At 40.8% G+C, this 24,509-nt stretch carries 21 protein-coding genes; 6 read left to right on the top strand and 15 right to left on the bottom strand.

Annotated features, from left to right (window positions below; genetic code table 11):
* Positions 1 to 99 precede the first annotated feature (99 nt).
* From DVR12_RS27680 to DVR12_RS26060, 9 genes are all read right to left on the bottom strand, one after another.
* On the bottom strand, positions 100 to 276 hold the full coding sequence (locus tag DVR12_RS27680; protein WP_158563377.1) for a hypothetical protein: 177 nt from the start codon (positions 274 to 276) through the stop codon (positions 100 to 102).
* The gene (locus tag DVR12_RS26030; RefSeq protein WP_116978745.1) at positions 277 to 2,757 is read right to left on the bottom strand and encodes a PIG-L family deacetylase; all 2,481 of its coding nucleotides are present in this window, start codon (positions 2,755 to 2,757) and stop codon (positions 277 to 279) included. It lies immediately after the preceding gene.
* A gap of 183 nt (positions 2,758 to 2,940) precedes the next feature.
* Positions 2,941 to 4,386, bottom strand: a complete 1,446-nt coding sequence (locus DVR12_RS26035) for a RagB/SusD family nutrient uptake outer membrane protein (protein WP_116978746.1) — start codon at positions 4,384 to 4,386, stop codon at positions 2,941 to 2,943.
* An 8-nt stretch (positions 4,387 to 4,394) separates the two neighbouring features.
* Entirely contained in the window at positions 4,395 to 7,637 is a 3,243-nt protein-coding gene (locus DVR12_RS26040) for a SusC/RagA family TonB-linked outer membrane protein (protein ID WP_116978747.1), read from the bottom strand.
* Between the two features lie 92 nt (positions 7,638 to 7,729).
* Positions 7,730 to 7,876 (bottom strand): hypothetical protein, encoded by a 147-nt coding sequence (locus DVR12_RS27685; RefSeq protein WP_158563378.1) that lies wholly within the window; start codon positions 7,874 to 7,876, stop codon positions 7,730 to 7,732.
* Positions 7,854 to 8,912 carry a FecR family protein gene (locus DVR12_RS26045; RefSeq protein WP_116978748.1) on the bottom strand — a complete coding sequence of 353 codons (1,059 nt, stop codon included), beginning with the start codon at positions 8,910 to 8,912 and terminating at the stop codon, positions 7,854 to 7,856. The genes DVR12_RS27685 and DVR12_RS26045 overlap by 23 nt, the downstream gene beginning before the upstream one ends.
* A 91-nt stretch (positions 8,913 to 9,003) precedes the next feature.
* A complete protein-coding gene (locus DVR12_RS26050; RefSeq protein WP_233522467.1) occupies positions 9,004 to 9,564 on the bottom strand; it encodes an RNA polymerase sigma-70 factor in 561 nt (186 codons plus the stop codon).
* Between the two features lie 86 nt (positions 9,565 to 9,650).
* Positions 9,651 to 9,980 carry a DMT family protein gene (locus DVR12_RS26055; protein WP_116978749.1) on the bottom strand — a complete coding sequence of 110 codons (330 nt, stop codon included), beginning with the start codon at positions 9,978 to 9,980 and terminating at the stop codon, positions 9,651 to 9,653.
* Positions 9,981 to 10,134: 154 nt separating this feature from the next.
* Positions 10,135 to 10,524, bottom strand: coding sequence for a peptidase associated/transthyretin-like domain-containing protein (locus DVR12_RS26060; protein WP_116978750.1), 390 nt, complete (start codon positions 10,522 to 10,524; stop codon positions 10,135 to 10,137).
* Between the two features lie 228 nt (positions 10,525 to 10,752).
* Here DVR12_RS26060 and DVR12_RS26065 point away from each other — a divergent pair, with 228 nt between their 5' ends.
* The 3 genes from DVR12_RS26065 to DVR12_RS26075 all read left to right on the top strand — a co-directional run bounded on the left by DVR12_RS26065 (position 10,753) and on the right by DVR12_RS26075 (position 15,732).
* Positions 10,753 to 11,295 carry an RNA polymerase sigma-70 factor gene (locus tag DVR12_RS26065; RefSeq protein ID WP_116978751.1) on the top strand — a complete coding sequence of 181 codons (543 nt, stop codon included), beginning with the start codon at positions 10,753 to 10,755 and terminating at the stop codon, positions 11,293 to 11,295.
* Between the two features lie 66 nt (positions 11,296 to 11,361).
* Complete coding sequence (locus tag DVR12_RS26070) at positions 11,362 to 12,336, top strand: FecR family protein (RefSeq protein ID WP_116978752.1); 975 nt, start codon at positions 11,362 to 11,364, stop codon at positions 12,334 to 12,336.
* Positions 12,337 to 12,351: 15 nt separating this feature from the next.
* Positions 12,352 to 15,732 (top strand): SusC/RagA family TonB-linked outer membrane protein, encoded by a 3,381-nt coding sequence (locus tag DVR12_RS26075; RefSeq protein WP_116978753.1) that lies wholly within the window; start codon positions 12,352 to 12,354, stop codon positions 15,730 to 15,732.
* A gap of 11 nt (positions 15,733 to 15,743) precedes the next feature.
* Here DVR12_RS26075 and DVR12_RS26080 read toward each other — a convergent pair whose 3' ends face one another.
* The 3 genes from DVR12_RS26080 to pyrR all read right to left on the bottom strand — a co-directional run bounded on the left by DVR12_RS26080 (position 15,744) and on the right by pyrR (position 17,714).
* Entirely contained in the window at positions 15,744 to 16,067 is a 324-nt protein-coding gene (locus DVR12_RS26080; RefSeq protein ID WP_116978754.1) for a S24 family peptidase, read from the bottom strand.
* Between the two features lie 127 nt (positions 16,068 to 16,194).
* Complete coding sequence (locus DVR12_RS26085) at positions 16,195 to 17,136, bottom strand: aspartate carbamoyltransferase catalytic subunit (protein ID WP_116978755.1); 942 nt, start codon at positions 17,134 to 17,136, stop codon at positions 16,195 to 16,197.
* A 47-nt stretch (positions 17,137 to 17,183) separates the two neighbouring features.
* Positions 17,184 to 17,714, bottom strand: coding sequence for a bifunctional pyr operon transcriptional regulator/uracil phosphoribosyltransferase PyrR (gene pyrR, locus DVR12_RS26090; RefSeq protein ID WP_116978756.1), 531 nt, complete (start codon positions 17,712 to 17,714; stop codon positions 17,184 to 17,186).
* A 66-nt stretch (positions 17,715 to 17,780) separates the two neighbouring features.
* On the opposite strand from pyrR, the gene DVR12_RS26095 reads away from it, so the two are divergent.
* Positions 17,781 to 18,299: a peroxiredoxin gene (locus DVR12_RS26095; protein ID WP_233522468.1), complete on the top strand. Its 519-nt coding sequence runs from the start codon at positions 17,781 to 17,783 to the stop codon at positions 18,297 to 18,299.
* A 129-nt stretch (positions 18,300 to 18,428) separates the two neighbouring features.
* Here DVR12_RS26095 and DVR12_RS26100 read toward each other — a convergent pair whose 3' ends face one another.
* The 3 genes from DVR12_RS26100 to prfB form a co-directional block, all read right to left on the bottom strand.
* On the bottom strand, positions 18,429 to 18,806 hold the full coding sequence (locus DVR12_RS26100; protein WP_116978757.1) for a hypothetical protein: 378 nt from the start codon (positions 18,804 to 18,806) through the stop codon (positions 18,429 to 18,431).
* Between the two features lie 82 nt (positions 18,807 to 18,888).
* On the bottom strand, positions 18,889 to 20,520 hold the full coding sequence (gene pruA, locus DVR12_RS26105) for an L-glutamate gamma-semialdehyde dehydrogenase (protein WP_116978758.1): 1,632 nt from the start codon (positions 20,518 to 20,520) through the stop codon (positions 18,889 to 18,891).
* A gap of 180 nt (positions 20,521 to 20,700) precedes the next feature.
* Positions 20,701 to 21,796 (bottom strand): peptide chain release factor 2 gene (gene prfB / locus DVR12_RS26110; protein ID WP_116978759.1). Its coding sequence is split into 2 segments (ribosomal slippage): positions 20,701 to 21,735 and positions 21,737 to 21,796, totalling 1,095 coding nucleotides; the frame shifts between segments, so codons are not numbered across the junction.
* A gap of 142 nt (positions 21,797 to 21,938) precedes the next feature.
* Between prfB and DVR12_RS26115 the strand changes: the two genes are divergently transcribed.
* A complete protein-coding gene (locus tag DVR12_RS26115) occupies positions 21,939 to 22,742 on the top strand; it encodes a hypothetical protein (protein WP_147323545.1) in 804 nt (267 codons plus the stop codon).
* 47 nt (positions 22,743 to 22,789) lie between these two features.
* Positions 22,790 to 24,442 (top strand): glucose-6-phosphate isomerase, encoded by a 1,653-nt coding sequence (pgi, locus tag DVR12_RS26120; RefSeq protein WP_116978761.1) that lies wholly within the window; start codon positions 22,790 to 22,792, stop codon positions 24,440 to 24,442.
* The last annotated feature ends 67 nt before the right edge of the window (positions 24,443 to 24,509 follow it).

Genomic DNA, 24,509 nt, shown 5'->3' on the forward strand with positions numbered 1-24,509 from the left:
ATCAGTAATAGCAACCAACCTATTACCAATACATACCAATACGTCCAGCTAGGAAATAAAGGTGGCTTTTCGTCTGTATTGTGTTTATTTTCCATATCTCTAGTCGTTAGAACTACCTCTGGTCCACATTCCGGAAGTTAATAATCCCAGTGCAATACCTATGATTAATCCAACATGTACACGCTTAATACTAATACCCAGCAGCAAGCCTATTGCTATACATAAGCCTGCTGCTATTCTTAAGCGAGGACGGTTTTGTTGATGCCTCTTTGCCATTTATCGCTTTTTTAAAGAGAGCAAGTTTACGAATAATCTATACGCGCCCGGTACTCCGGCAGGTAATTGTCTGAAAAACGACAATCCGGTATAAACATAATTTCCCTTGCCATATTCTGCTATCAGCGTAGAACCATCCATAGATGCTTCTCCTTTATCATTCATCTTAAATACTTTACTATAGGCTTTATCTACACCGGATGTAAAGTATAATCCTCTTTCCTGTACCCAGCCGCCGAAATCAGCATCTGTGATTTCATTTGGATAATGCAGTACAGCATCTTTAGGATTAATAAAGCTAACAGCTGCATTTTCATCCGTTACCCGATCTCTCGACAAGGAGAAAGGATAAGGACCAAGATCATTAATGACCAACGGACTGTTTACATTATACTGAATTACCAGGTTACCTCCATTATGCACATATTCCATCAGTTTAGGTTGCCAGTATTTCATACGTGCATTTACGTTATAGGCTCTTACACCGGTGATAATCGCATCATACTTGCTTAAATCGCCAGACATAATTTCTTTCTCACCTAATTCAGTTACTTCATAGCCTACCTGGCGTAAAGAAGCTGCCACCATATCGCCAGCCCCCGGAATATAGCCGAGCTTATTACCATTATGTTTCAGATTCACGGTAACCAATCTGGCCTCGGCCTGTGGGAATAATGTGATAAGAGGAATATGATCGTAACGGATCTGTTGCATATTTTGGGTATAGGTTTTACCCTCAGTATTCATAACAACAGTGAAAGTATCAGCTTTATTGGTGGTAACAGCTTTTGCCGGTTTAATGCTAAACTGTAAAGTCATTTCATCGTTTTTCTGAGCCAGATGAAACTCCTGATTATTATTTGTTGATATAAAGGATGCAGGTAATTTAAGTTGAATGGTTCCCTGCACATTATCTTTCATTGCCCTGAGCTTTACTGCTACAGTAGCAGGATTTGTATCTGTGAAGATATATACCTGGTTGGCCACATCCGCCACTACAGGAGGTGCAATGATAAGCGGCTGGTAGAGCTCTCCCTTAACAGGATCGGTATATTTGTATTGTAGCGGACGATCTATTGAGAAATCCTGTCCGTCGATTGTCAGATTAATTTTAGCCTGTAATGCCGGTATATTTTCAGGATTTCCTACCAGTAATGGATCTGGAATATTGTACATGCCATACGGATGCTCACCTTCCAGCCAATATGGTTGGGAGAAAGGAGTGTTAGCAGGAATGCCGAGAGTACGATTGATGGTAACCAGCTTATTATCTTCCAGTATCTGAGGAGCTGAAACGCCCGTATTTCCGGGAAGCATTATATTTTTTAGGGAAACCTTTACATCACTTCTGTTAATCATTTGCACGCTGGCCTCCATATTAGTTCCAGGAACCACTACAGGAGTAGTACTGTATGCTTCGGCCCAGATGCCTGCGCAGGCAAAAATCAGTTGATCTGTTTCCTTGAGTTTCTGCGTCCGCCAGTATCCCTGGGGTAAAGCTATAATTGCCTTTCTGATTTCCAGGAGAGCAGGTACAGACGCCGCAGGATTTTCCATATTATAGGCTACTAAGGCTTTATCTACCATTGTACCAATGGCAGCTCCGCCCTGGATACGGCTCCAGGTAGTATTTACACCGTCCATCAGCCCTGTTTTAGGAGTGCTTCCTTTAATAGTGAGGAAATACTCCTGTGAGGCGCCACGGGTTGCAGCAACTCCAAATCCCTGGCTTTTATGCTGGGAGCGACTTTCAGCGGCAATTTCTCCAAATCCCTTACCCAGAAGAGGATTAAAGGCACCTACATCCATTTTGAACTGGTCGTCGGCAGTAGTGTTGATAGAGCCAAAGTTAAAAGTATTCCAAAGTATGCGTTTTGCCTGCCAAACCTGTACATATTTCAACTGCTCAGGAAATCTTTTGGGATCAGCGGCAGCGGCATATGCTTCTTCCGCCAGCATTGCAGATGCGGTATGGTGTCCATGTCCGGCTCGGCTATCTGCCGGGAAGCGGCAGATAATTACATCGGGTTGAAATTTACGGATCATATATACCACATCTCCCAAAATCTTCTCTCTATCCCAGATGGTAAAAGTTTCAGCCGGATTTTTTGAAAATCCAAAGTCCTGTGCCCTGGTAAAAAATTGTTCTGCCCCATCGATTCTTCTTGCCGCCAGTAGTTCCTGTGTTCTGATTAACCCCAGCAATTCAGCCTGTTCGTTGCCTATCAGGTTCTGACCACCGTCTCCACGTGTGAGGGAGAGGTAACCGGTTCTAAAACATTTCTCCCTGGCCAGAAAACCTAATAATCGGGTATTCTCGTCATCGGGGTGGGCAGCAATATATAATACGCTACCAAGCGTATCCAGCTTTCTCATTTGAAGTCTGATATCAGCAGCATTCCAGACAGGAGATGGCTGTGCCCAGGCATAGTGGCTGAATAGAAATATAAACAGCAGTGTGGTATAGTGTCTTAAAACCATTAAACTTACGTGATTTACAGATTTTCAAAAGTAATAATTAATTGGAGGGGGAAAAAGGAAATATGATGAGCGATAAAAAAATAAAAGGTTCCGGCGATTTACCGGAACCTTCCTCTTTTTTCATAAGCAAAAACCAACCAGCATAAGTGCAAAAACCAATTATTAACAAAGGCGGTTTAGATTTTAATTATATCCTTCGTTCTGCTGGTTGCGAATATTGGGGTTAGCATCCAGTTCTCTTTGTGGAATAGGCTGAATGACTTTCGTACTTGGCCATTCCACAGATATTATTTTGTTACTCGCCAGATATTTGGTGAATGAACGTTTATTTCTTATCAGATCAAATAAGCGATGCCCTTCAAAGGCAAGCTCTTTGCGTCTTTCAAGCAGGATCAGATCCAGTAGCTTAGCTCCGGTAGCAGTAACAGGTATAGCATTTACATCTGCTCTTTGTACAACTATGTTTAAATCTGCCCTTGCCTTATCTTCCAATCCCAGATGTACTTCTGCTTCAGCCTTAATCAATAGCAGTTCAGCATAACGCATTACTTTAATGGCTTCTGCAAATGTTGTTACATTACTATATTTAGTAATAATATTCGCTGGGTTCTCCCCTCCGTTTCCTGCTCTTTTTCCTTTTGTTAAAAATCCCAGTCTTACATCCGAGCCAGAATAAATATTAAATACATCGTTGGTGGCCAATACATCACCATATCCTTCCTGGCTGTATATATAACTTAGTCCGTCTGTATTTCGGTTATCAACTGCGGTATTAATTATTTCAAATATTGTTTCACCGTTCCCAATCATTTTAAAATCATTCACTAATTTCTCATTCGTTAGTAAGCTATATTTCTTACTATTCACTACCTCTTCAGCTTTTTCGAGGGCACCATTCCAATCTTCTTTATAAAGTAAAACTCTCGACAGTAGTGCTTTAGCACTGTAAATATTTATTCTTCCTGATGAAAATGCACTACTACCACTTTTTTCAAAATTTGAAATTGCATTATTAAGATCAGAGATAATCTGGTTGTAAGTATCTTTTACATTGCTTCTGGCTGGAGATTGAACGGAATCTATCTTCGTTATTGTTACAATTGGAATTCCCAAATGTAAAGCTCCGGCTGTATAATTATAAGGTTGTGCAAATAATCTGCAAAGGTCAAAAAACACCAAAGCCCTTAATGCATAGGCTTCAGCAACAATCTTGGTAGCTTCAATACTATCCTCCTTTGCAGGTAGCAGCGAGATATGCGGACCATGAGTGATAATCATGTTGGCATTGGCAACAACACTATACATCAAATTCCAGCTATCGGTTGTATAGCTATCGTTGGCAGTAACAATGTACTGATCATGATTTCTATATCTGTTACTATTAATCACGCTGATGAATTCATTATCGGCACGTAAGTCGGGTAGCAATGGCATAGTGCGACCATAATAGTTTTCATTCTGCAATAATGAATACACTCCATTAATTGCAGAACGTAATCCTGGCAGCTCTTTAATGGCATCATGAGTTTCAGTTGACTGAGGAGGTTTTAGCTCCAAAAAACCTTTACTGCAGGCCCCAAACAAATAGGCTAACAAGATTATTACAGCATATTTGAACACGGTACGCATGAAATAATTTAAAAGTTTACATCCAGACCTACTAAAAATGTTTTAAATACTGGTGGCCGTTGATCATAATCTCCTGTTACAGGTACTTCCGGGTCCATAATCAGGTATTTATCTTTAATATAGGTCCAGAGATTATTTCCTCTTAAATAAACCTTTACATCATTGATTGCTGCTCTCTTTAACCAGGGTTGTGGCAAAGAATAGGCAATCATTAGATCTCTGAGCCTTATAAAGCTACCGTCATAAAGGAATCTGGAAGAAGCCTGATTACTTAATCCTGATTGTGTTCCGCCAAATACCACTTTAGGTACGTTGGTAATATCTCCTTGCTGTTGCCATCTGTTTTCGTAGGTAATTCGCGACATTTTTGAACTTCCTCCAAAACCACCGCTACCATCTGATTCCGTAAATGGGCCCCAATTATCGTATACTTTGCTACCCCAGTTATAGTAAATCTGAAAACTCAATTCAAAGTTTTTATAGCTGAGAGAGTTTGTAACACCTCCAAAAAATTTCGGTAAAGCACTTCCCTGGTTAAAGCGTTGTGCTTCCCCATAAACGTTGGTAGTTTTAGTTTTGGTGGCATCTTTATACCAAAGTGCTTCTCCGGTTTTAGGATCTGCCCCTGCAAATCCAACCAGGAAAAACTGGTAAAAGTCGCTGCCTACTTCTCTTCTGTAAATCAGGTTCGTAATTGGATTATCCAATTTGGTGATCACATTTTTAAGCGTAGAGAAATTGGCATCAGTTCTCCAGCTAAATTGACCAGGCGCCTTTGCAATGATATTTCGTGTTGAGATTGAAGCTTCGATTCCACTATTCTTCATTTCCCCGTTGTTTTTGAAAATGGTGGTCACTCCATTTGAGGATGAAACCGGTACATTCAGCAAAAGGCGGGAAGTTACTCTATTATAGTATTCCAAAGATCCTGATATTCTATTATTCAACACAGAGACATCTACTCCAATATTAAAAGGCTTGTTTTGTTCCCAGGTAAGATAGGGATTGGGGTATTGTGTGAGCACATACCCCGGGCCCCCATCATAATCATTTGCCGGACTATACAGCGACAAGGAAGCATAGTTCTCAATAGCCTGGTTTCCGTTGCTGCCGTAGCTAGCTCGTATCTTTAATTCCTCAATAAAATCTAGTTGTTGCAAAAACGGCTCCTGGTAAATATTCCATGCTGCGCCAACTGACCAGAAAGTCGCGCTTCTTCTCTGGTTACCGAATCTTGAAGAGGCATCTCTTCTGATTGAAGTAGTCAGGTAATATTTTTGTCTGAAATCATAGCTATTGTTCAAAAACAATCCTGTCAATGAATTGGCAGTAGCGAGTGAGGCCACCTTTTCGGGTTTTGAAGCATCTGTTAACTGTTTTAATCCTGGTAACAGATTTGAAGCTTCTGCTGAGTTTCCAGCAGCACTTGTTTTCTGGGCTTCATAACCGATGAAGGTATTAATGCCATGATTTCGCCAATGTTTATTGAATCTCACGATATTAGTAGCTACCCAATTATTCCAGAGGTTATTGCTGGCGGATACCCAACCATTGGTATTTCTGCCATCGCCAAATCCCGGGGCAAAAAACGAGTTGCTGCTTGCATAGTTAAGATCCAGGCTGATCATGGATTCCAATGAAATGAAATCGGTGATCATATATTTTGCGCCAGCACCGCCCAATAAACCGTAGATGCTACCTGTACGGGAAACATCATTCAGAACAGCTACCGGGTTGAAGGTGTTATTATAGCTGAAATCGTAGCTTCCATCGGGGTTGTAAATTTTCAGCCAGGGTTGTAAACGTACTAATGATCTAACCGGATTGGCCATCAGACCAACATCTCCTACGGCATTTGCTTTCTGATAATTCAGGGAAAGGTTGACGTGAAAAGATAATTTGTCTGTTGCCTTATTGGTTAGGTTCAATCGCCCTGTCATTCTTCGATAATCGACGCCGCGAAGGGCAGACTGAGAATCATAAAAACCTCCTGAAACGTAAAATTTTGTTCTTTCTGATCCCCCTGCTGCAGATAAATTGGCCTGTGAATAGGCTCCATGGCGGGTTAATACATCAATCCAATTAGTATTTACCGTAGTATCCACGCCTCTGGATTTCAATTCCTGCTGGAAGCCAGCTTCTGTGCTGCCATCGCCTTTGTTCATCCATCCTTCCCGCAGCAGTTCTACCATTTCCTTTGTATTTAAAGGGTAATTGGCTTTAGGAATAGTCAGTTGATTACTCCCTCTTTGTATGCTTGCGGAAATTCTGGTTTTACCGGCAACGCCGTTTTTGGTAGTAATAAGAATTACGCCATTAGCGGCTCGGCTTCCATAAATTGAGGCGGAAGCAGCATCCTTTAATACAGTGATAGAAGAAATATCGGCGCTATTGATACCTGCCAGGGTATTTACATTATAATCTGTGAGGCTTTCGGTAATCACCGGAACGCCATCAACAACGTATAAAGGAGCACTTCCGGCGGTAATAGATCCGATTCCCCGAATATAAACACTTGGAATGGAACCTGGTTGCCCTGAACCATTGGTAGATTGTAAACCTGGTACGTTACCTTGTAAGCTTTCCTGGAAGCTGCTACGAGGGGCTTTATCAAATAAAGCCGTACTAATTGTAGCAGCTGATCCTGTCAAAGAACTTTTTGTTTGCACACTATACGCCACTACTACAACTTCATTTAGCCCGTGTGCATCATCTTTCAGTGTAATACTGAAATTAGTATTGTTGTTGACTGCCACTCTTTGTTCTTCATATCCTATAAAGGAGCAAAGTAAAACGGCAGTACTTTGAGTTTCCAATTGGAATAAGCCATTATTATCAGTAAATGTACCTCTGTTTTGTCCGGCTATTCTGATACTAACCCCAGGTAATGGTTGTCCGGTTCTGTCTTTCACTTCACCTTTGACCAGGATGGTGGTGGATGATTCAGTATCAGGTCCTATAGCTATCAAGTTGGCAGACAGTTGTTTAAAAGTGAGCCCCGTATTTTTGAGTACAGCTTTTAAGACCTCTTCAGCCGGCACATTTACCATGTTGGCAGTTACCTTGTTATCAGGAAGTTGATCATTTCTATAGACGAAACGATAACCACTTTTAGATTCCAAGAGTTTCAGGAACTTCCCAAGCGGCAAGGCATCTGCATGCACGGTGATAGTTGAGCCGTTTTGCCCAAAAACGTCAACAGTGCAATGCAAGCAGGTAATAAGAATAAAAAAGGACACCAGTTTCATCATCGATACAACTTTTCCTATTGATTTTTTAAAGCAAGAGGATTACTTAATGTATGATTTTTTTCCATACATTTAGGTTGTAAAAGGTCATAAAACTACGACAGACTTACATTACCACGATAAGCTACTGCCGTTTTGATCTCAATGAAAGGGGGTAAATGTTCCAGCATTTGCCCTCTTTTCTCATTTTGAGCGGTATCGATTTGTTGTTTGTTTTTATTATTGCGTAATAAAAACATCATTTCCTTCTATTCTCCAATGTAATGATGTTGTAACCTTCAGTGCTTCAAGGACTTCCCTGAACGATTCGTTTTTAAATGTTCCGGTAAAGGAATATTTTTTCAGGTGGGAATCAGTGATATGTATTTTAATACCATACCAACTTTCCATCCTGGGAATAATTGTAGCTAATGTTTCGTTGTCAAATACAAGATAGTTGTCGCACCATGCAGTTTCATAAATTAGATTATCCTGAGTATTCCTAATATTTTCGATCCTGTAACTGGCTACTAGTTTTGTGGGTATAACCTGGTTAACGTTAGTAGTATGTTCCAGAATAATTTTTTGATTGGGCAAGAGTTTTACATTGTGTTCCTTACCATCATTAACAGTGATTTCCACGGCTCCGGTAATCAGGGAAGCTTCTGTAGTAGCGTCCTGATTATAGGCCTTTATATTAAATGAAGTGCCTAAAACTTTCAGATCCATTTTGGCGGTATGAATATAAAATGGTTTATCGGCATTTTTAGCTACATCAAAAAAGGCTTCTCCTTCAAGTGTTACCTCCCTGGTATCCTGATTGAATTTATTTTGATCGTAAGTTAAGCGGCTGCCTCCATTTAACAAAACTTCCGTACCATCGGGTAATTGTGCACGGCTTTTGGAACCATCCCTGGTAAAAATTGCGGCCAAAGCAGGCTTTCCTTCTTGTGGGAGGCGCTTATTTACTAACAAATAGGTACAATATCCACCTAACATCAATACCAGCACAGATAATGCAGCAACTATTTTAAGTGATCGTTTCTGAACTTTTTTAACAGGCAGGTTTTCTTCTACAAAAACCTCCTTCATTCGAAGCATATGTTTATCCAATGCGGCTTCTGTTCTATCTTCCCATTTGGCATCCGGCTTGGTGGCAGGCCAGTTACTGAGAACAGAAAGCTTATACCTGAGGTCCGGATCTTTCTGCAACAGCTCTTCCAATTCACGGAGTTCCCCCATCGTGGCCTCGCCCGATACCTTTCTGCCCATCAAAAGCCATATTCTTTCCTGTTCCATGTTTTAATACTTCAAAAGCATGATTATAATAGAAGGACAAGTAAATTTTAAAAATCTACTACTCCGCTTTCAACTTTTTTTTTAATTTTTTTTATTTCGTAAAGGTGAGATTGATGCTTTCACTTATTTTTTTAAGTGCCTGGGCCATGTGAACATCAATTGTATTGACAGAAATATCCAGGATCTGGGCTACTTCTTTATATTTTAAGCCGTCTTCCCTGATTAATTTGAAGATCATTTTTCTTTTAGGGGGAAGATCGTTGACGGCGGCTTCAATTCTTTTAACCATTTCTCCTGAAATATAGATCTGTTCGGGAGTTGCATGATTTACGCTAATATCTACTTCCAGGTTATCCAGACTGAAATGTTGGGTTTTGGCAGCTTTATTTAAATAATTGAGGGCAATATTTTTTGTGGAGACGTAAAGATATACTTTCAAATTATCTACCTGTAGAAGGCGCTCCCTATGTTTCCAGATGTTTAAAAATACATCTGAAGCAATTTCCTCTGCTGATTCCCAGGATTTTATGATAGAAAAGGCAAATTGGCTTAGTGGCTTATAAAATAACCGGAATAATGCCTTGTAAGCCTGTTCATCTCCTAAAGACCCAATACGCTCAGCCAGGAGTTGAATGTTAGCTTCTTCCTTCAAGTGATTTTAATTTTGGTTGAATATCGACACCTAAAGGTATATGTTTTCATGCAAAAGCGCAAGACTTGTACTACTGCGGGTATACTTCACTTTTTAAACATGAAATAGACAGCTCCTATCAAAAAGGCAAAAGACACAAGATAATTCCAGCGCAATGGTTCTTTCAGGAAAACAACGGCAAAGATGCTAAAAACCGTTAGGGTAATGACTTCCTGGATCGTTTTAAGCTGAAATCCGGTGAATCCTTCCTGGGCACCAAATCTGTTGGCTGGTACCATAAAGCAGTATTCAAAGAATGCAATTCCCCAACTTATCAGTATTACCTTCCATAGCGCAACATTTTGATACTTCAGGTGCCCATACCAGGCGAATGTCATAAATGAATTGGAAATAAACAGTAGAATGATGGTCCGCATTATAAATTCGGCAATTTTACGCGGACAAATATAGGAGAATAATAGACAGAAATAAAAAGGGAAGCCGATTAGGGCCTCCCTGCATCAAACCAATGGAGCTTCCATTTGGATGTTTTGTGTTGTTGGTTGCTATTACGTTGTTGTATGAACAATACTATTGTTCCAATTTAATTTCGCCGAGATCAGTAGCTTTGCCCTCTTCTACCTTCACATCCTTAATGATGGCGTTTTTATAAGGGCTCTTACCTAAAATTGTTACTGTGTAAGTGCCTGATTTGGCAGCAGGGATGGTAAATGTACCTTCAGATACGGCCCCTTTTAATTTTTCCTCTCCCAGAGCTGCTTCTACTTCAGCTGCACCATCTCCCGGAACTATTTTACCAGTTATAGTGCCTCCATCTGCCACTACTACAGCTGCAGTGTCTATAGCTTTTACTGCTGCTGAATCAACAGCGTTTGAAATACGGGCATCTGCGTTGTTAAAAGCAGAAAATCCAATTACCATAGCGGCTAAAACGAGTGTTCCTACAATTGATTTTTTCATGGCTTTCAATTTTTGTATGGTTAAAAAAAAATAATAATCTAATACCCACCGGCCCGAATCAGCATGATTTTTGTTAAATGCCTGTTCGTTGGTGGCTTATACTTAGAATACATCCGATAATTGGTTTACCATTAGTCAAAGAAATGTTAAAGTGAAAAAAAGTAGGAATACCATTTAGTATTTTAAAAATTATCTTCGCACCACGGAACAAATACAAACGACTAAGCAATGTTGCAATTGAGTAATGATGAAATCGTAAAAGGCATCAGGAGTAGAAATAAAGATGTATTTGAGGCTGTTTTTAAACAGTACGCCCCTTCCATGTATAATATAGCCGTTAAGTATGTACAGGATACAGATGAAGCTAATGACATGGTCCAGGATGTATTCCTCAATTTGTGGAAAGGTGCTGAAAACCTTGACGATCGCGCTCCGATCAATCACTATCTGGCACGGGCAACTGTGAATACCTGCCTGAATAGAATTAAAAAAGAACAGCGCAAAGAGGCCTATACGAAAGAACAATTACATCAAAACGTTCCGCAAACCGATACTACTACCCTAATCGAAACCAAGGAGCTGGAAGCAAAATATCTTTCGGCATTGGAGAAGTTACCCGAACAGTGCAGACGTGTTTTCGAAATGAGCAGAGGCAATGGCCTTACCCCCGCCGAAATTGCAAAACAACTCAATATTTCCATTAATACCGTATACGCTCATCTTACCACTGCTCTAAAGCGATTACGGGTAGATCTCGTCAATAAATCTTAAAGAAAAGATTTTTTTTAAAACCTCTAATGGTAACCATTAATTCGGTTGTATTACTAATAAGAAGCCATGAATAAGCATACAGACATAGACATTGTAGTCCGTTATCTGGAAGATCCGGAAAATGAGCAGCTAAAATCTGAGCTCAATGACTGGATTGAGCAGGATAGCGCCAACCTGGATATATTCCTGGATATGAAAGCAATGTGGCAAGGTGATCCATTGCCTGCTGCTTCCTCCTACGATACTCATGGCCAATGGCAGGAATTGAACAAGCAACTGGTTACCCCGGTTACTACCTCCACTCCTGCTTCAGCTCCTGTAGTGCAAATGAAACGCCGCTACTGGTGGGCTGCCGCTGCTGTATTACTGATTGCCGCTACCACCTGGACATTCTTCTGGCCTGGCGGATATCAAACTTTTGCTACCAACCAACAGCGCGACAGTATCCGACTTTCAGATGGCTCCATGCTCTATCTCAATGCCAATACACGCGTACGATACGCAAGAGAATTCGGTAAAAAAAGCAGAAATATTAAAATAGATAAAGGTGAAGCATACTTCGATGTTACCAAACAACAGGATGTTCCTTTTATTGTAAATACTCCTGAAGTAGCCATTGAAGTACTCGGTACTTCCTTCAATGTAAAATCTGAAAATAATACCGTCAAAGTCTTTGTTGAATCAGGAAAAGTAAGCGCCTCCTACAAAAAATCCAATAAAAAGGTGATTCTTACCCCAGGAATGGAAGCCTCTCTGAGACTGCATCAAAATGAAATTGATACCAAAACTTACAATAAACAAAATAATGTACTGGCCTGGAAAACCAGAACACTAACCTTCGACGATACATCATTATCTGATGTAGCCGCCGCCCTATCAGATTTTTATCAAATCAAAATAAAAATAGACAATCCTAAAGTTGCCGATAAAAAACTGTTTGCAACCTTCCCGGATCTGTCTTTGGATGAAGTATTAGACATTATCCGTAAAACATTACAAGTAAATATTACTAAAACAAATGACCTGGTAGAAATCTACTAATACGCGCCTGTATATATGCCGCAATTATTGCTACCGGCGCGTTATACCAATACCAGGTCTGGTTACGTGCTTTTCCTCCTTTTAGTTATTATCCTGGTATCTGTCGCATCTCCTCTTGCGGCACAACAACCTATTCCCACAACTAATAACATTACACTACAGTTTAACAATGCAAGTATTAAAACTGTAATCAGAGAAATAGAAAGACAAACCAATTATACTTTCGCCATTTCATCAGATGAACTTGAAAACCGCAGGGGTATTAACTTACACGTCAAAAATGCGTCTCTCCCTGAAGTCTTGCCCCGAATATTTCCTCCTAATAAGTATAAAGTAGAGATAAAAGATAAACAGATCATCGTTATTCCTCTGAATGAAATTGCAACAGCCCCTTCTATCAATATCAATACCGAGACGGATAACAGGAAATGGACGATTACAGGGGTTGTGACAGATGGTTCCGAAGCATTGAGTGGCGTATCTATCCGGGAAAAAGGCACCTCCAACGGAACAGCATCAGGAGAGAGGGGAAGCTTCAAAATAGCCGTTACTAATGGTTCCGCAGTACTGCAATTCTCTCTGATAGGTTTTGAAACAAAAGAAATTCCCGTTAATGATCGCAAAAATATTCAGGTACAATTGCAACCCGATCTGCATCGCTTAAATGAACTGGTAGTGCTCGGATATGGCTTGCAGAAACGTGCAAACATCACTGGCTCCATTGCGCAGGTAGATGGTGTCAGGCTCCGAAGCAGGCCTGTTTCAAATGTTATTGCTGCTTTACAGGGAACAGCCACCGGATTAATTGTAACCAGGAGTAACGGACAACCCGGCAGGGAGGGGTTTAATGTGCAGGTCAGAGGTGTTAGTGCCGGAAGTAGCACCCCCGTGATTGTTGATGGTGTACCCGGTTCTCTTGCTGTGCTCAATCCTGATGATATAGAATCGGTTTCCATTCTAAAAGATGCATCCGCAGCCTCCATCTATGGCGCCAGAGGCGCTGGTGGTGTTGTATTGGTGACTACCCGAACCGGGCAACCTGGTAAATTAAGAGTAGACTTTAATATGATGGGTGGCTTCGAAACTCCGATCAGGCTTCCTAACAGAGTTGCCTCCTACACAGCTGCTTCCATGCAAAATATTGCGGCTGTAAATGCAGGCCAACCCCCTGTTTGGCAGGATGCAGAGATTGAGCTGATGAAAACAGGCAATCATTATATCATTGATTATAACAATCCTGATTATTATAAATACTATTACAATTTCAACCAGCTTACTACTATCACAAAAAGTAAAACAGGTATTAATAATTACAATGTATCTGTAAAAGGCGGTGATAGTAGTCATCAGTTTTCCGCTTCCCTGGGGTATTTTGGGAGAGAAGGATTACTGGCCATTGGGCCGGATCGTACTCACCGGATCAATGCCCGGGTTAATTTAAACAATCGTATCTCCAAACATCTGAGCCTTGAAACCAGATTGTCTTATGCCAATACCAATACACTTTCTCCTTCACAAAATGTAGAGGGCCCCAATGGCTTACTGGCCGGACTTTACAGAGGCCCTGGAAATGTTCCGGTATATGTTCCCGGCACTAATCATTATACTGTAGAAAGTGCTCCTGTTTATGCAATATTGAAAGATGGTGGGAAGCGTGATGAGAAGAATAATTATATCGATGGAGTATTTACCTTACGAATCGATAGCCTGGTACACGGACTAACGCTCAGGGCTATATATAGTCCGCAAAATCATACACTGCGCGACGATCTGGGAAGAAATACCATCGAATTGTGGAACAGGGTTGCACCAGTTGGAGCTGTTCAGGCGAATAACATGCTTCAAAAAAATAAGCTGGTTTCAAATGCAGGTAATCTTCAATTCCTTGCTGACTATGATCTGAAAGCAGGTTTACACACCCTTCACTTCCTTGGTGGTTATACGCAGGAAACCTATAACACCACTCAAAATACCGACGCTTCCTATGAGGTTACACAGGCTGAAATAGATGGTTCCTATTTCAATAACCCTCCTGCCTATACGCAGATTTTAAAAGCAAGCGGTACTCTATCTTCTTTGTTTGGGAAGGTCAACTACAATTATGATAACAGATATCTGCTGGAAGCCAATCTGATTAGCGCCAGGCTTGCTCAATACAGCACTTCATTCAACGGAGGAAAAGAATGGCAGATTTTCCCTTCGTTTTCAGCCGGCTGGCGTGTAAATAATGAAAACTGGTTTAATCACCTCCTCCCGGTATTTAATGATTTTAAACTTCGCTGGTCCTGGGGTCGCTTAGGAAATGTAAACAGCTGGAATAGTATTCCAAATGATGAAAAGTATCAGATCTTTAGTTTTGATAACTATCTCCGTTTTCTTCCTTTTGCATATAAGAACCCGATTCCACAGGCCCATGGATGGGAAGATATTACTACCAATAACTGGGGATTGGATATGACCTTACTTAGGGGTAGATTAACTATAGCTGCCGACTATTTTACCAAGCGTAATACCAATATGCAGATTCCACAGTTATCTGCATCTACAGAAGGAGCTTTACCATTGAGATTTCATCAGGGAGAAATGAAGACCTGGGGATGGGAATTCAATATCGGTTGGAGGCAGGATAAAGGGCCATTTAACTGGTATGTAAATGCCAACCTGTTCAACAGTCAGAATAAGGTTTTGAATAATGATCATGTACAGCCACAGGCCGGTTGGAACCAGGGTATTGCAGGCTATCCCTATTCTTCTTTATTCGGCTACCTGACCGACGGTTATTTCCAGAGTAATGCAGAAGTACAGCAGCATGCATTTCAAAGCAGTCATACCGGTGTTGGAGATTTAAAATATGTGGATGTGAACGGAGACCATCAGATTAATCAGGCCGACCTGGTATACCTGGGAAGTACAGATCCTAAAATCGCATATGGACTGGAAGCGGGCTTTTCCTGGAAAGGATTTGATTTTACTGTGTTTTTCCAGGGAGTAGGTAATAGAAAAGTAATGCCTGATCCGCGATATAATATTCCATTCACTGGTACCTGGCAGCAACCCTGGGATATCAACCAGGATTACTGGACCCCGGAAAATCCAAATGCGCTGTTTCCAAGGCTATATTTAAACGATCAGCATAATACACTGCCGTCAGACCATTGGGTCATGAATGGGGCTTATATAAGGCTTAAAAACCTCCAAATCGGCTATACATTACCAGCTGGCTGGCTGAAGAAGATTTTTATTGAACATCTGAGGGTTTATTTCTCGGGGCAGGATCTCTGGGAAACTACCAAGATGAAGATCAAATACTATGATCCGGAGCAGGCTGGTGGTTATAACGGAAATTTATATCCCTTCTTCAGATCCTATACATTGGGATTGGGGGTTAGCTTTTAAATAAAAAAGGATTATTCACTGGTGTAAATAATCCTTTTCTCATATTCGCCGGAAATGACCTTGCCATAGATCGTTCGTGTCCAGCCATTTTCAAAGCCATGATTATTGGCGATCAGATAGCCTTTACCTGCATCGCGCTTTACAATTTTATGTGCATCTATGTAATGCCCCTTTACCTTACAAAATACGATGTCACCCACTTTATATTCAGGTGCAGCTATGAAGGTGAGTAAAGTTCCGCTTTTTAGGATAGGCAGCATAGATGTTCCAAAGGCTTTCATTTTACCAGTGCCTTTTTCCTGAAGCTCAGACCTGAGCCTTTCATACTTGTTCATTTGTTTATGAATTTTTAAATATAGGGATTGAAGAATTAGATAGATGATGGGGAGAGATTAACAAACGGGGGTTTAAAATATTTATAAAAACAGGCGGGTATTACCCCGCCTTAGATAGGTAGATTAACTATTCAACTAATGATCTTTTTCTTTCACCAGCGAGGAGATACAGCGCTGCCATTCTGACGGCCACACCATTTTCTACCTGTTGAAGAATGATAGATTGTTTTGAATCGGCAGCATCGGAGCTAAGTTCCACACCTCTGTTGATCGGGCCAGGGTGCATTACTATTATTTCTTTATGCAGGCTGTCGAGCAATGCTTTATTCACGCCATATGCCAGCGAATATTCTCTTAATGAAGAGAATAGTGGTGTATTTTGTCTTTCGAGCTGAATACGTAATACGTTGGCAACATCGCACCATTCCAGGGCTTCTCTCATATTGTAGGTAACATTTACCCCCAGGGCAGCAGCCATGTATTTAGGAATGAGGGTTGGAGGACCGACAACAGTAACTTCAGCACCGAGTTTTTTCAGGCAATAGATGTTAGATAATGCAACTCTGGAGTGCATAACATCGCCACAGATGGCGATTTTCTTTCCTTCCACAGTGCCTAATTTTTCTCTGATAGAGAAAGAGTCCAGTAAGGCTTGTGTTGGGTGTTCATTGATTCCGTCTCCAGCATTCAGGATAGGAACATCAATGTGTTTTGAGAGGAAATGCGGAGCTCCGCTGGCCGAATGTCTCATCACCACCATATCTACTTTCATAGACAGGATGTTGTTCACGGTATCAATCAAAGTTTCGCCTTTTGAAACGGAAGAGCCGGAAGCAGAGAAGTTGATGGTATCGGCACCCAACCTTTTCTCCGCTAATTCGAATGAAATGCGGGTACGGGTAGAGTTCTCAAAAAATAAATTTACGATGGTGGTATCTCGAAGCGTAGGAACCTTTTTAATAGGCCTTTGTAACACCTCCTTAAACTGGTCGGCTGTTTGGAAAATAAGCTCTATATCCTGACGCTGCAGATCTCGAATTCCGAGTAAGTGTTTTACAGAAAGTGACATTAATGTGCAAATATAAAGGATACAATCTGAATTCTGAAATTCGATTCTTAATCAATCAATATAACTTCATCTTTACCATCCCGTTCCTGCCATAATACCCTTACTTTTTGAGAGATAAGAGCATCTATGGTTCTGCCGGTATAATCTGGCTGGATAGGCAATTGTCTGCTGAATCTCCTATCTATCAGTGTAAGTAATTCTACCGAAGCGGGTCTGCCAAAATCCAGCATTGCATCGAGTGCCGAACGGATGGTTCTACCGGTATACAATACATCATCTATCAATACTACTTTTTTATTCTCAATAGAAAAGTCGATACTTGTTTCACTAGGTACATGCAACGTTTTACTTTGATTGAAATCATCGCGATAAAAAGTAATATCCAGTTTGCCATAATCGATATGTGCGCCTGGTAGTAATTTCATTAAAGCTTGATGCATCCTGCCTGATAAATAGATCCCTCTTGGCTGTAGTCCTATCAGCACCGTATTTTCAAACTGTAAATGGTTTTCTATTAACTGATGACAGAGCCTGTCGATCGTAATAGCCATTTGCTTGCCGTTTAGTATAGTTTTCAAAACACAATGTTTTAGGAGCCAAAAATAATGATTCTCTTCGTACTTTAGTGTCGACAATACCATCATATGAAAATATTCAAGTTATTAATTACTATGGCGGCCTTCTTTCAGTTCTGGAGCCCAGATGCGGATGCTCAGATAAAGGTGGGGGATAAAGTTCCTTCATTTTCACTTCCTGATCAGGATGGAAAAATGTTTGATATCAATACGGTGTTGGGTAAGCAGCCATTGGTTATTTACTTCTATCCGAAAGATGAAACCAGTGTTTGTACTAAAGAGGCCTGTTCGTTCAGAGACAATTACCAGGATTTTCAGAAATATGGAGCAAAGGTAATTGGGATCAGTTCAGATGATGTTGCTTCTCATCGCAAGTTTGCAGACCATCATCAGCTTCCGTTTACGCTTTTGAGTGATACTAAGAATGATGTCAGAAAATTATTTGGAGTGCCTAAAACCTTTATTATTCCCGGGCGTGTAACCTATATAGTAAACAAGGATGGAGTTGTGGTACATACCTTCAATTCAATGAAGGATGGAGAGAAGCATGTACAGGAGTCGCTCGATGCTCTAAAGAAAATGCAATAATTTTTTTTCTCGCAAAGCCGTTAAGATTTGTTTAAGGTTTTTAAGATCTAAAATATTATTTTTAGTCATCTCTTAAGCTTCTTTACGATACTTATGGCTTTGCGGGAAAAAGATCCATATTAAGTTGAATTATAATCTTCTAAGTTCTCTGAAAGAGGAGATTTCTTCTTTCAGGGCAAAGAGTTGCATCCCCCATATTAACCCCTGCACCAGCGCAAAGGCAACCAAAGCAAGAGAAAAAGAAACCTGCATGAAGCTACTACCCTGCTGCTGATTGGTAAGAGTAATTACACGAATCAGCATAATTAATCCGATTCCGAAGAATAAACCGGCTTTAATGCCTTTGGATTTCATTTCTTTCTTAAAAAACTGTTGAAAGGCTTCAATAGCGAGCGTAGAAGATTGTGGTTTAGGAACACCTGCATTTTCCAATCGTTGTTCCAAAACGGCTATTCTAAATTGCTTATGTCTTTCTGCGAAGTAGGTTTTAATTATTTCTGCCTCCATAATTCAGTATAATGGACCGCAAGGTACAAAAAAAGGCGATGGAATCCGCTTCCACCGCCTTATTATAAATCATGAACATTTACTAAGCTTCATTCAGGAAAGGATATCTGTAATCCGTTGCCGGTACAAAAGTCTCCTTAATGCTTCTTGCACTTAACCAACGGTAAAGGTTAAGCATGGAACCTGCTTTATCATTGGTACCGGAAGCGCGGGCACCACCAAAAGGTTGCTGACCAACAACTGCACCAGTAGGTTTATCATTGATATAGAAATTACCGGCACTGTTAACCAGCTTATGAGTTGCCAGTTCAACTGCATAACGATCCTGCGCAATAATTGAACCAGTCAAAGCATATTCAGAAGTGCTATCCACCAGTTTGATGGTTTCTTCGAACTGTTCTGCATCGTATACATAGATGGTCAGTACAGGGCCGAAGATTTCTTCACGCATAGTTACATACTGCGGATCGGTAGTTACGATAACCGTAGGTTCAATAAAATAGCCTGTAGCTTTATCATAATTACCACCAGCAAGGATTGTAGCGGAAGCATCCTTCTTTGCATTATCGATATACTTTGCGATCTTATCGAAAGAACGTTCATCGATCACAGCATTGATAAAGTTGCTGAAGTCTTCTGTAGAACCCATTTTCATGGTATTCAGTTCAGCCACCAATTTTGATTTTATCTGGTCGGCAAGATTGCTTGGTATATAAGCGCGGGAAGCGGCAGAACATTTTTGTCCCTGATATTCAAAAGCACCGCGTGCCAGGGCGATGGTAGCAACATCTACATCAGCAGATTTGTGTACCAGTACGAAATCCTTACCTCCTGTTTCACCTACGATACGTGGGTAAGTTTTGTATTTGTGGATGTTTTCACCGATCGTTTTCCACATGGTTTGGAAAACGCCGGTAGATCCGGTAAAGTGAATCCCTGCAAAATGAGGATCTGCAAAGCATACATCACCGATAACAGGACCGTTTGCATACACCAGGTTGATAACCCCGGCTGGTAATCCTGCTTCTATCATCACCTTCATGAATACCTGAGCAGCAAATACCTGTGTGTTGGCTGGTTTCCAGACAACAACGTTACCACACATTGCAGCAGAAGTTGGCAGGTTACCGGCAATTGCTGTAAAGTTGAATGGCGTAACAGCCAGAACGAAACCTTCCAAAGGACGGTACTCAACACGGTTGTGCACCCCAGGAGAGGAAATAGGCTGTTGGCGGTAAATCTGGCTAAGGAAGTGAACGTTAAAACGCAGGAAGTCTATTAATTCACATGCGCTGTCAATTTCTGCCTGGTAAGGGTTTTTACTTTGCCCAAGCATTGTTGCAGCATTGATATGATAACGATATTTAGTAGCTAACAGGTCGGCTGCGCGTAAGAAGATGCCTGCGCGTGATTCCCAGTCCATTGCTGCCCATTTTTCACGAGCTGCCAAAGCGGCTGCGATAGCATCTTTAACGTGAGAGGCATCTCCCATATGGAAGTGACCCAATTTGTGACTGATTTCATGTGGGGGGCGGAGATCTACTGTATTTCCGGTACGAATTTCATTACCGCCGATGTACATTGGGATATCGGCTACTTCAGCCTTAAAAGCGGCTAATTGCTTCTTTAATGCAGCTCGTTCGGGTGACCCTGGAGCATAAGATAACACAGGCTCATTAGCAGGCGCTGCGTATTCGAAATATCCTGTATTCATTGTAAGCTTAATTTATATTTATCGACCTGATTATCTGTATAATAAAATTATTCAGATAATCAGGCCAATAAAGACCACGAAAATATGTTTCCGCTGCAAAATTAAGGCATACGAGGCCTACAGGCTTATTAATAATTAGTCGATACTTATTAATTATTGTCCTCTTATTTCAGCATCCTCCTAATTATTGTCTTCTTCTTTCTGCATCATGAGATAGGCTTTGATAAAGCCGTTCAGCTCACCATCCATCACGGGCCCCACGTTTCCGACTTCAAAATCGGTACGGTGGTCTTTAATCATTTTGTAAGGATGGAAAACGTAGGATCTGATTTGGGAGCCCCATTCGATCTTACGTTTGCTTGCATTTGCAGCATTCTTGAGTTCTTCACGTTTTCTCAATTCTTCTTCATAGAGTTGAGATTTCAGCATGGTCAGCGCCTTTTCACGGTTTTCACCCTGAGTACGGGCTTGCTGGCATTCCACGATGATACCTGAAGGAATATGTTTCAGACGCACGGCAGTTTCTACCTTGTTTACGTTTTGTCCGCCCTTTCCACCGGAACGATAGAATTCCCATTCAAGATCTGCAGGGTTCACTGCGATCTCGATAGTATTATCTACTAACGGATAAACATATACGGAGGCAAAAGAAGTATGTCTGCGGGCGTTGGAATCGAAAGGAGAAATACGCACTAATCTGTGTACTCCGCTTTCTGCTTTAAGATGGCCATAAGCAAAATCGCCATCAAATTCGAGTGTAGCAGATTTAATTCCGGCACCATCACCATATTGGGTATCTATTTCAGATACTTTCCAGCCTTGTTTTTCGCCATACATACGATACATACGTAACAGCATCTCGGCCCAATCCTGGCTTTCGGTACCACCTGCTCCTGAATTAATGGTTAATACAGCTGGCATTTCATCTTCAGGCTGATTCAAAGTTGATTTGAATTCGAGATCATCTAAAGCTGATAATGCGGCTTCATAAGCTTGTTCTACTTCCTGTTCTGTAGCTTCTCCTTCTTTAAAAAAGTCGTTAAGTACAGCGCTATCATCGATAGCAGCATTCACCTGATTATAAAGATCAACCCAGTATTTATTTACTTTGATTTCTTTCAGAATCGCCGTGGCCCTGCTATTATCATCCCAGAATCCGGGGGATAGACTTAATTGCTTGTCATTTTCTATTTTGGATAACCGGTCCTGGACGTTAAAGAAAACCTCCCAGGACAAAAAGACGGTCCCTCATAGCTTTTAATTGCTCTGATGTCATAGCCGGCAAAAGTAGTTAAAAATGTAGTAATCTGCTAATGTATTATGTATTATATATGTGTTTTCATCTTTCATTTAGCATAATTTTTGTGTTGTAACATAAGTAACCATGTCATAAACCTTCAAAAAACCATCGTTCCGCTATGGCGAGCCACGAGACCCTTCAATTGAAAAACAAATCTATATTCAACACTATAGGTTATTTATTGATGCTTGGAGCTAATATGCTGGCTGTTTTACTTCCTATAAACGGTAAAACAACAGCAGAGATTTCGGATGAATATCCAACCCTCTTTACTCCTGCCAATTTCACCTTTTCGATCTGGGGATTAATTTATCTCACACTATTAGGTTTTATAGTATATCAACTTAGGTTAGCTTTTGCAGGTAAACAACCCGAGAAGCTAAATAAACTGATGAGTGGAATTAAGGACTGGTTTCTGGTGTCGGCAGTTGCAAATGCCTGCTGGCTCTTCGCCTGGCATTATCAGCTAATCCCGGTAAGTATGGCGCTTATGCTTATTTTGCTGGTATCACTAATCATTATTCATCTTAACCTACAAATTAATATAGTAAAAACATCTATTACGGAGCAGGTCTTCATTCAATTACCCTTTAGCTTGTATCTTGGCTGGATTGTAATTGCGGCCTTAGCCAATGCTGCTGCCCTACTGGTTTTTGCAGGATGGGAAGGAGAACATCATGCACAGGTAATCACTACAACTGCCTTTATCGGAATAGGCACATTAGCCAGTATACTTATGATATTGCTGCGAAACAATATTATTTATGCACTTGTTAGTGTTTGGGCATTTTATGGTATTCTGATAAAAAGAAAAGCAGCGGATGTAATGGATGAGAGCAGCATTATTCATGCATGTGTGATCGGAATAGGGCTGATTGCAATAACAATTTCCTGGCAATTTTATAGGAAACAGAAATCATAAATCTAAAAGATTATTTTTGACCCGCATTTTAATATTAACAGACTACTATGTTTCCTTCTATTAATCCAACAACCACCAAATCATGGGCTTCTCTAAAGCAACATGCTGAAGAAATGAAAAAGCAGCATATGCGTGCCCTTTTCATGGAAAACAGAGAACGCTTCAGTGAATTTTCCCTGCAATTGGAAGATATTTTATTCGACTATTCGAAGAATCTTATTACCGAAGACACCCGGCAACTATTGCTAGACCTGGCCAATGAATGCCAGGTTGCTCCTGCTATAAAGGCGATGTTCGGTGGTGAGAAAATCAATGCTACAGAAAATCGTGCAGTGTTACACGTAGCCCTGCGAAATACCTCCGACAAACCAGTTATGCTGGATGGCAGAGATGTTATGCCGGATGTAAAGGCTGTACTGAATAAAATGGATCACATTTGCAGACAAGTACATTCTGGTGAGTGGAAAGGTTATACCGGAAAGCCTATACGCTATATCGTAAATATTGGTATTGGTGGTTCTGATTTAGGCCCGGTAATGGTTACAGAAGCCTTAAAACCTTATTGGAAAGAAGGAATACAACCTCATTTTGTTTCTAATGTTGATGGCACTCATATCGCCGAAACACTGAAACTGGTTACTCCGGATGAAACATTATTCCTGATTGCCTCCAAAACATTTACTACCCAGGAAACCATGACCAATGCACATACTGCACGCGAATGGTTCCTCTCCCATGCCCACGACGAAAAGTTTATTGCTCAGCACTTCGTAGCCTTATCTACCAACGAAAAAGCAGTAACAGCTTTTGGAATTGACCCTAAGAATATGTTTGAATTCTGGGATTGGGTTGGTGGACGATATTCTCTTTGGTCTGCCATCGGATTATCCATTGCACTGACAATCGGCTTCGATAATTTTGCAGAACTACTCCAGGGAGCTCATATAGTTGACAGGCATTTCACCGAAACTCCTTTCGAACAAAATATACCGGTTATGATGGCGCTGATTGGCCTTTGGTACGGCAATTTCTTTGATACTGCCACCGAAGCCATTTTGCCATACGACCAATATATGCACCGCTTCCCTGCCTATTTCCAACAAGGAAATATGGAAAGCAACGGTAAATCTGCCGACCGCACCGGCAAACCTGTTAGTTATGAAACCGGACCAATTGTTTGGGGAGAACCCGGGACCAATGGTCAGCATGCTTTCTATCAACTCATCCACCAGGGAACTAAAATAGTACCTTGTGATTTTATTGCTCCTGCAATCAGCCACAACCCGATTGGAGATCACCATGTAAAACTACTCTCCAACTTCTTTGCTCAAACCGAAGCATTGATGAATGGTAAGACTGCTGATGAAGTTAGAGCTGAATTGAAAAAAGCCAATACTCCGGAAGCAGAAATAGAAAAGTTGGTACCATTTAAGGTATTTACCGGTAACAGGCCTACCAATTCATTCCTGGTGAAGAAAATCACTCCACATTCCCTTGGCTCACTTATAGCCTTATACGAACACAAAATATTCGTACAGGGTGTGATCTGGAATATCTACAGCTTCGACCAGTGGGGAGTTGAATTAGGTAAACAATTAGCCAGCAAAATTTTGCCGGAACTGGAAAATAACGAACCTGTAGCGAATCATGATGCCAGTACAAATGGCCTCATCAATGCATGGAAACAGATGAAACAGTAATAGTTTCGTTAATAAATAAAACCAGAAAGGATTGTAGAAAGTATTTCTCTACAATCCTTTTGTTTTT

Source organism: Chitinophaga silvatica (genome assembly GCF_003419895.1).
Taxonomy (GTDB): domain Bacteria; phylum Bacteroidota; class Bacteroidia; order Chitinophagales; family Chitinophagaceae; genus Chitinophaga; species Chitinophaga silvatica.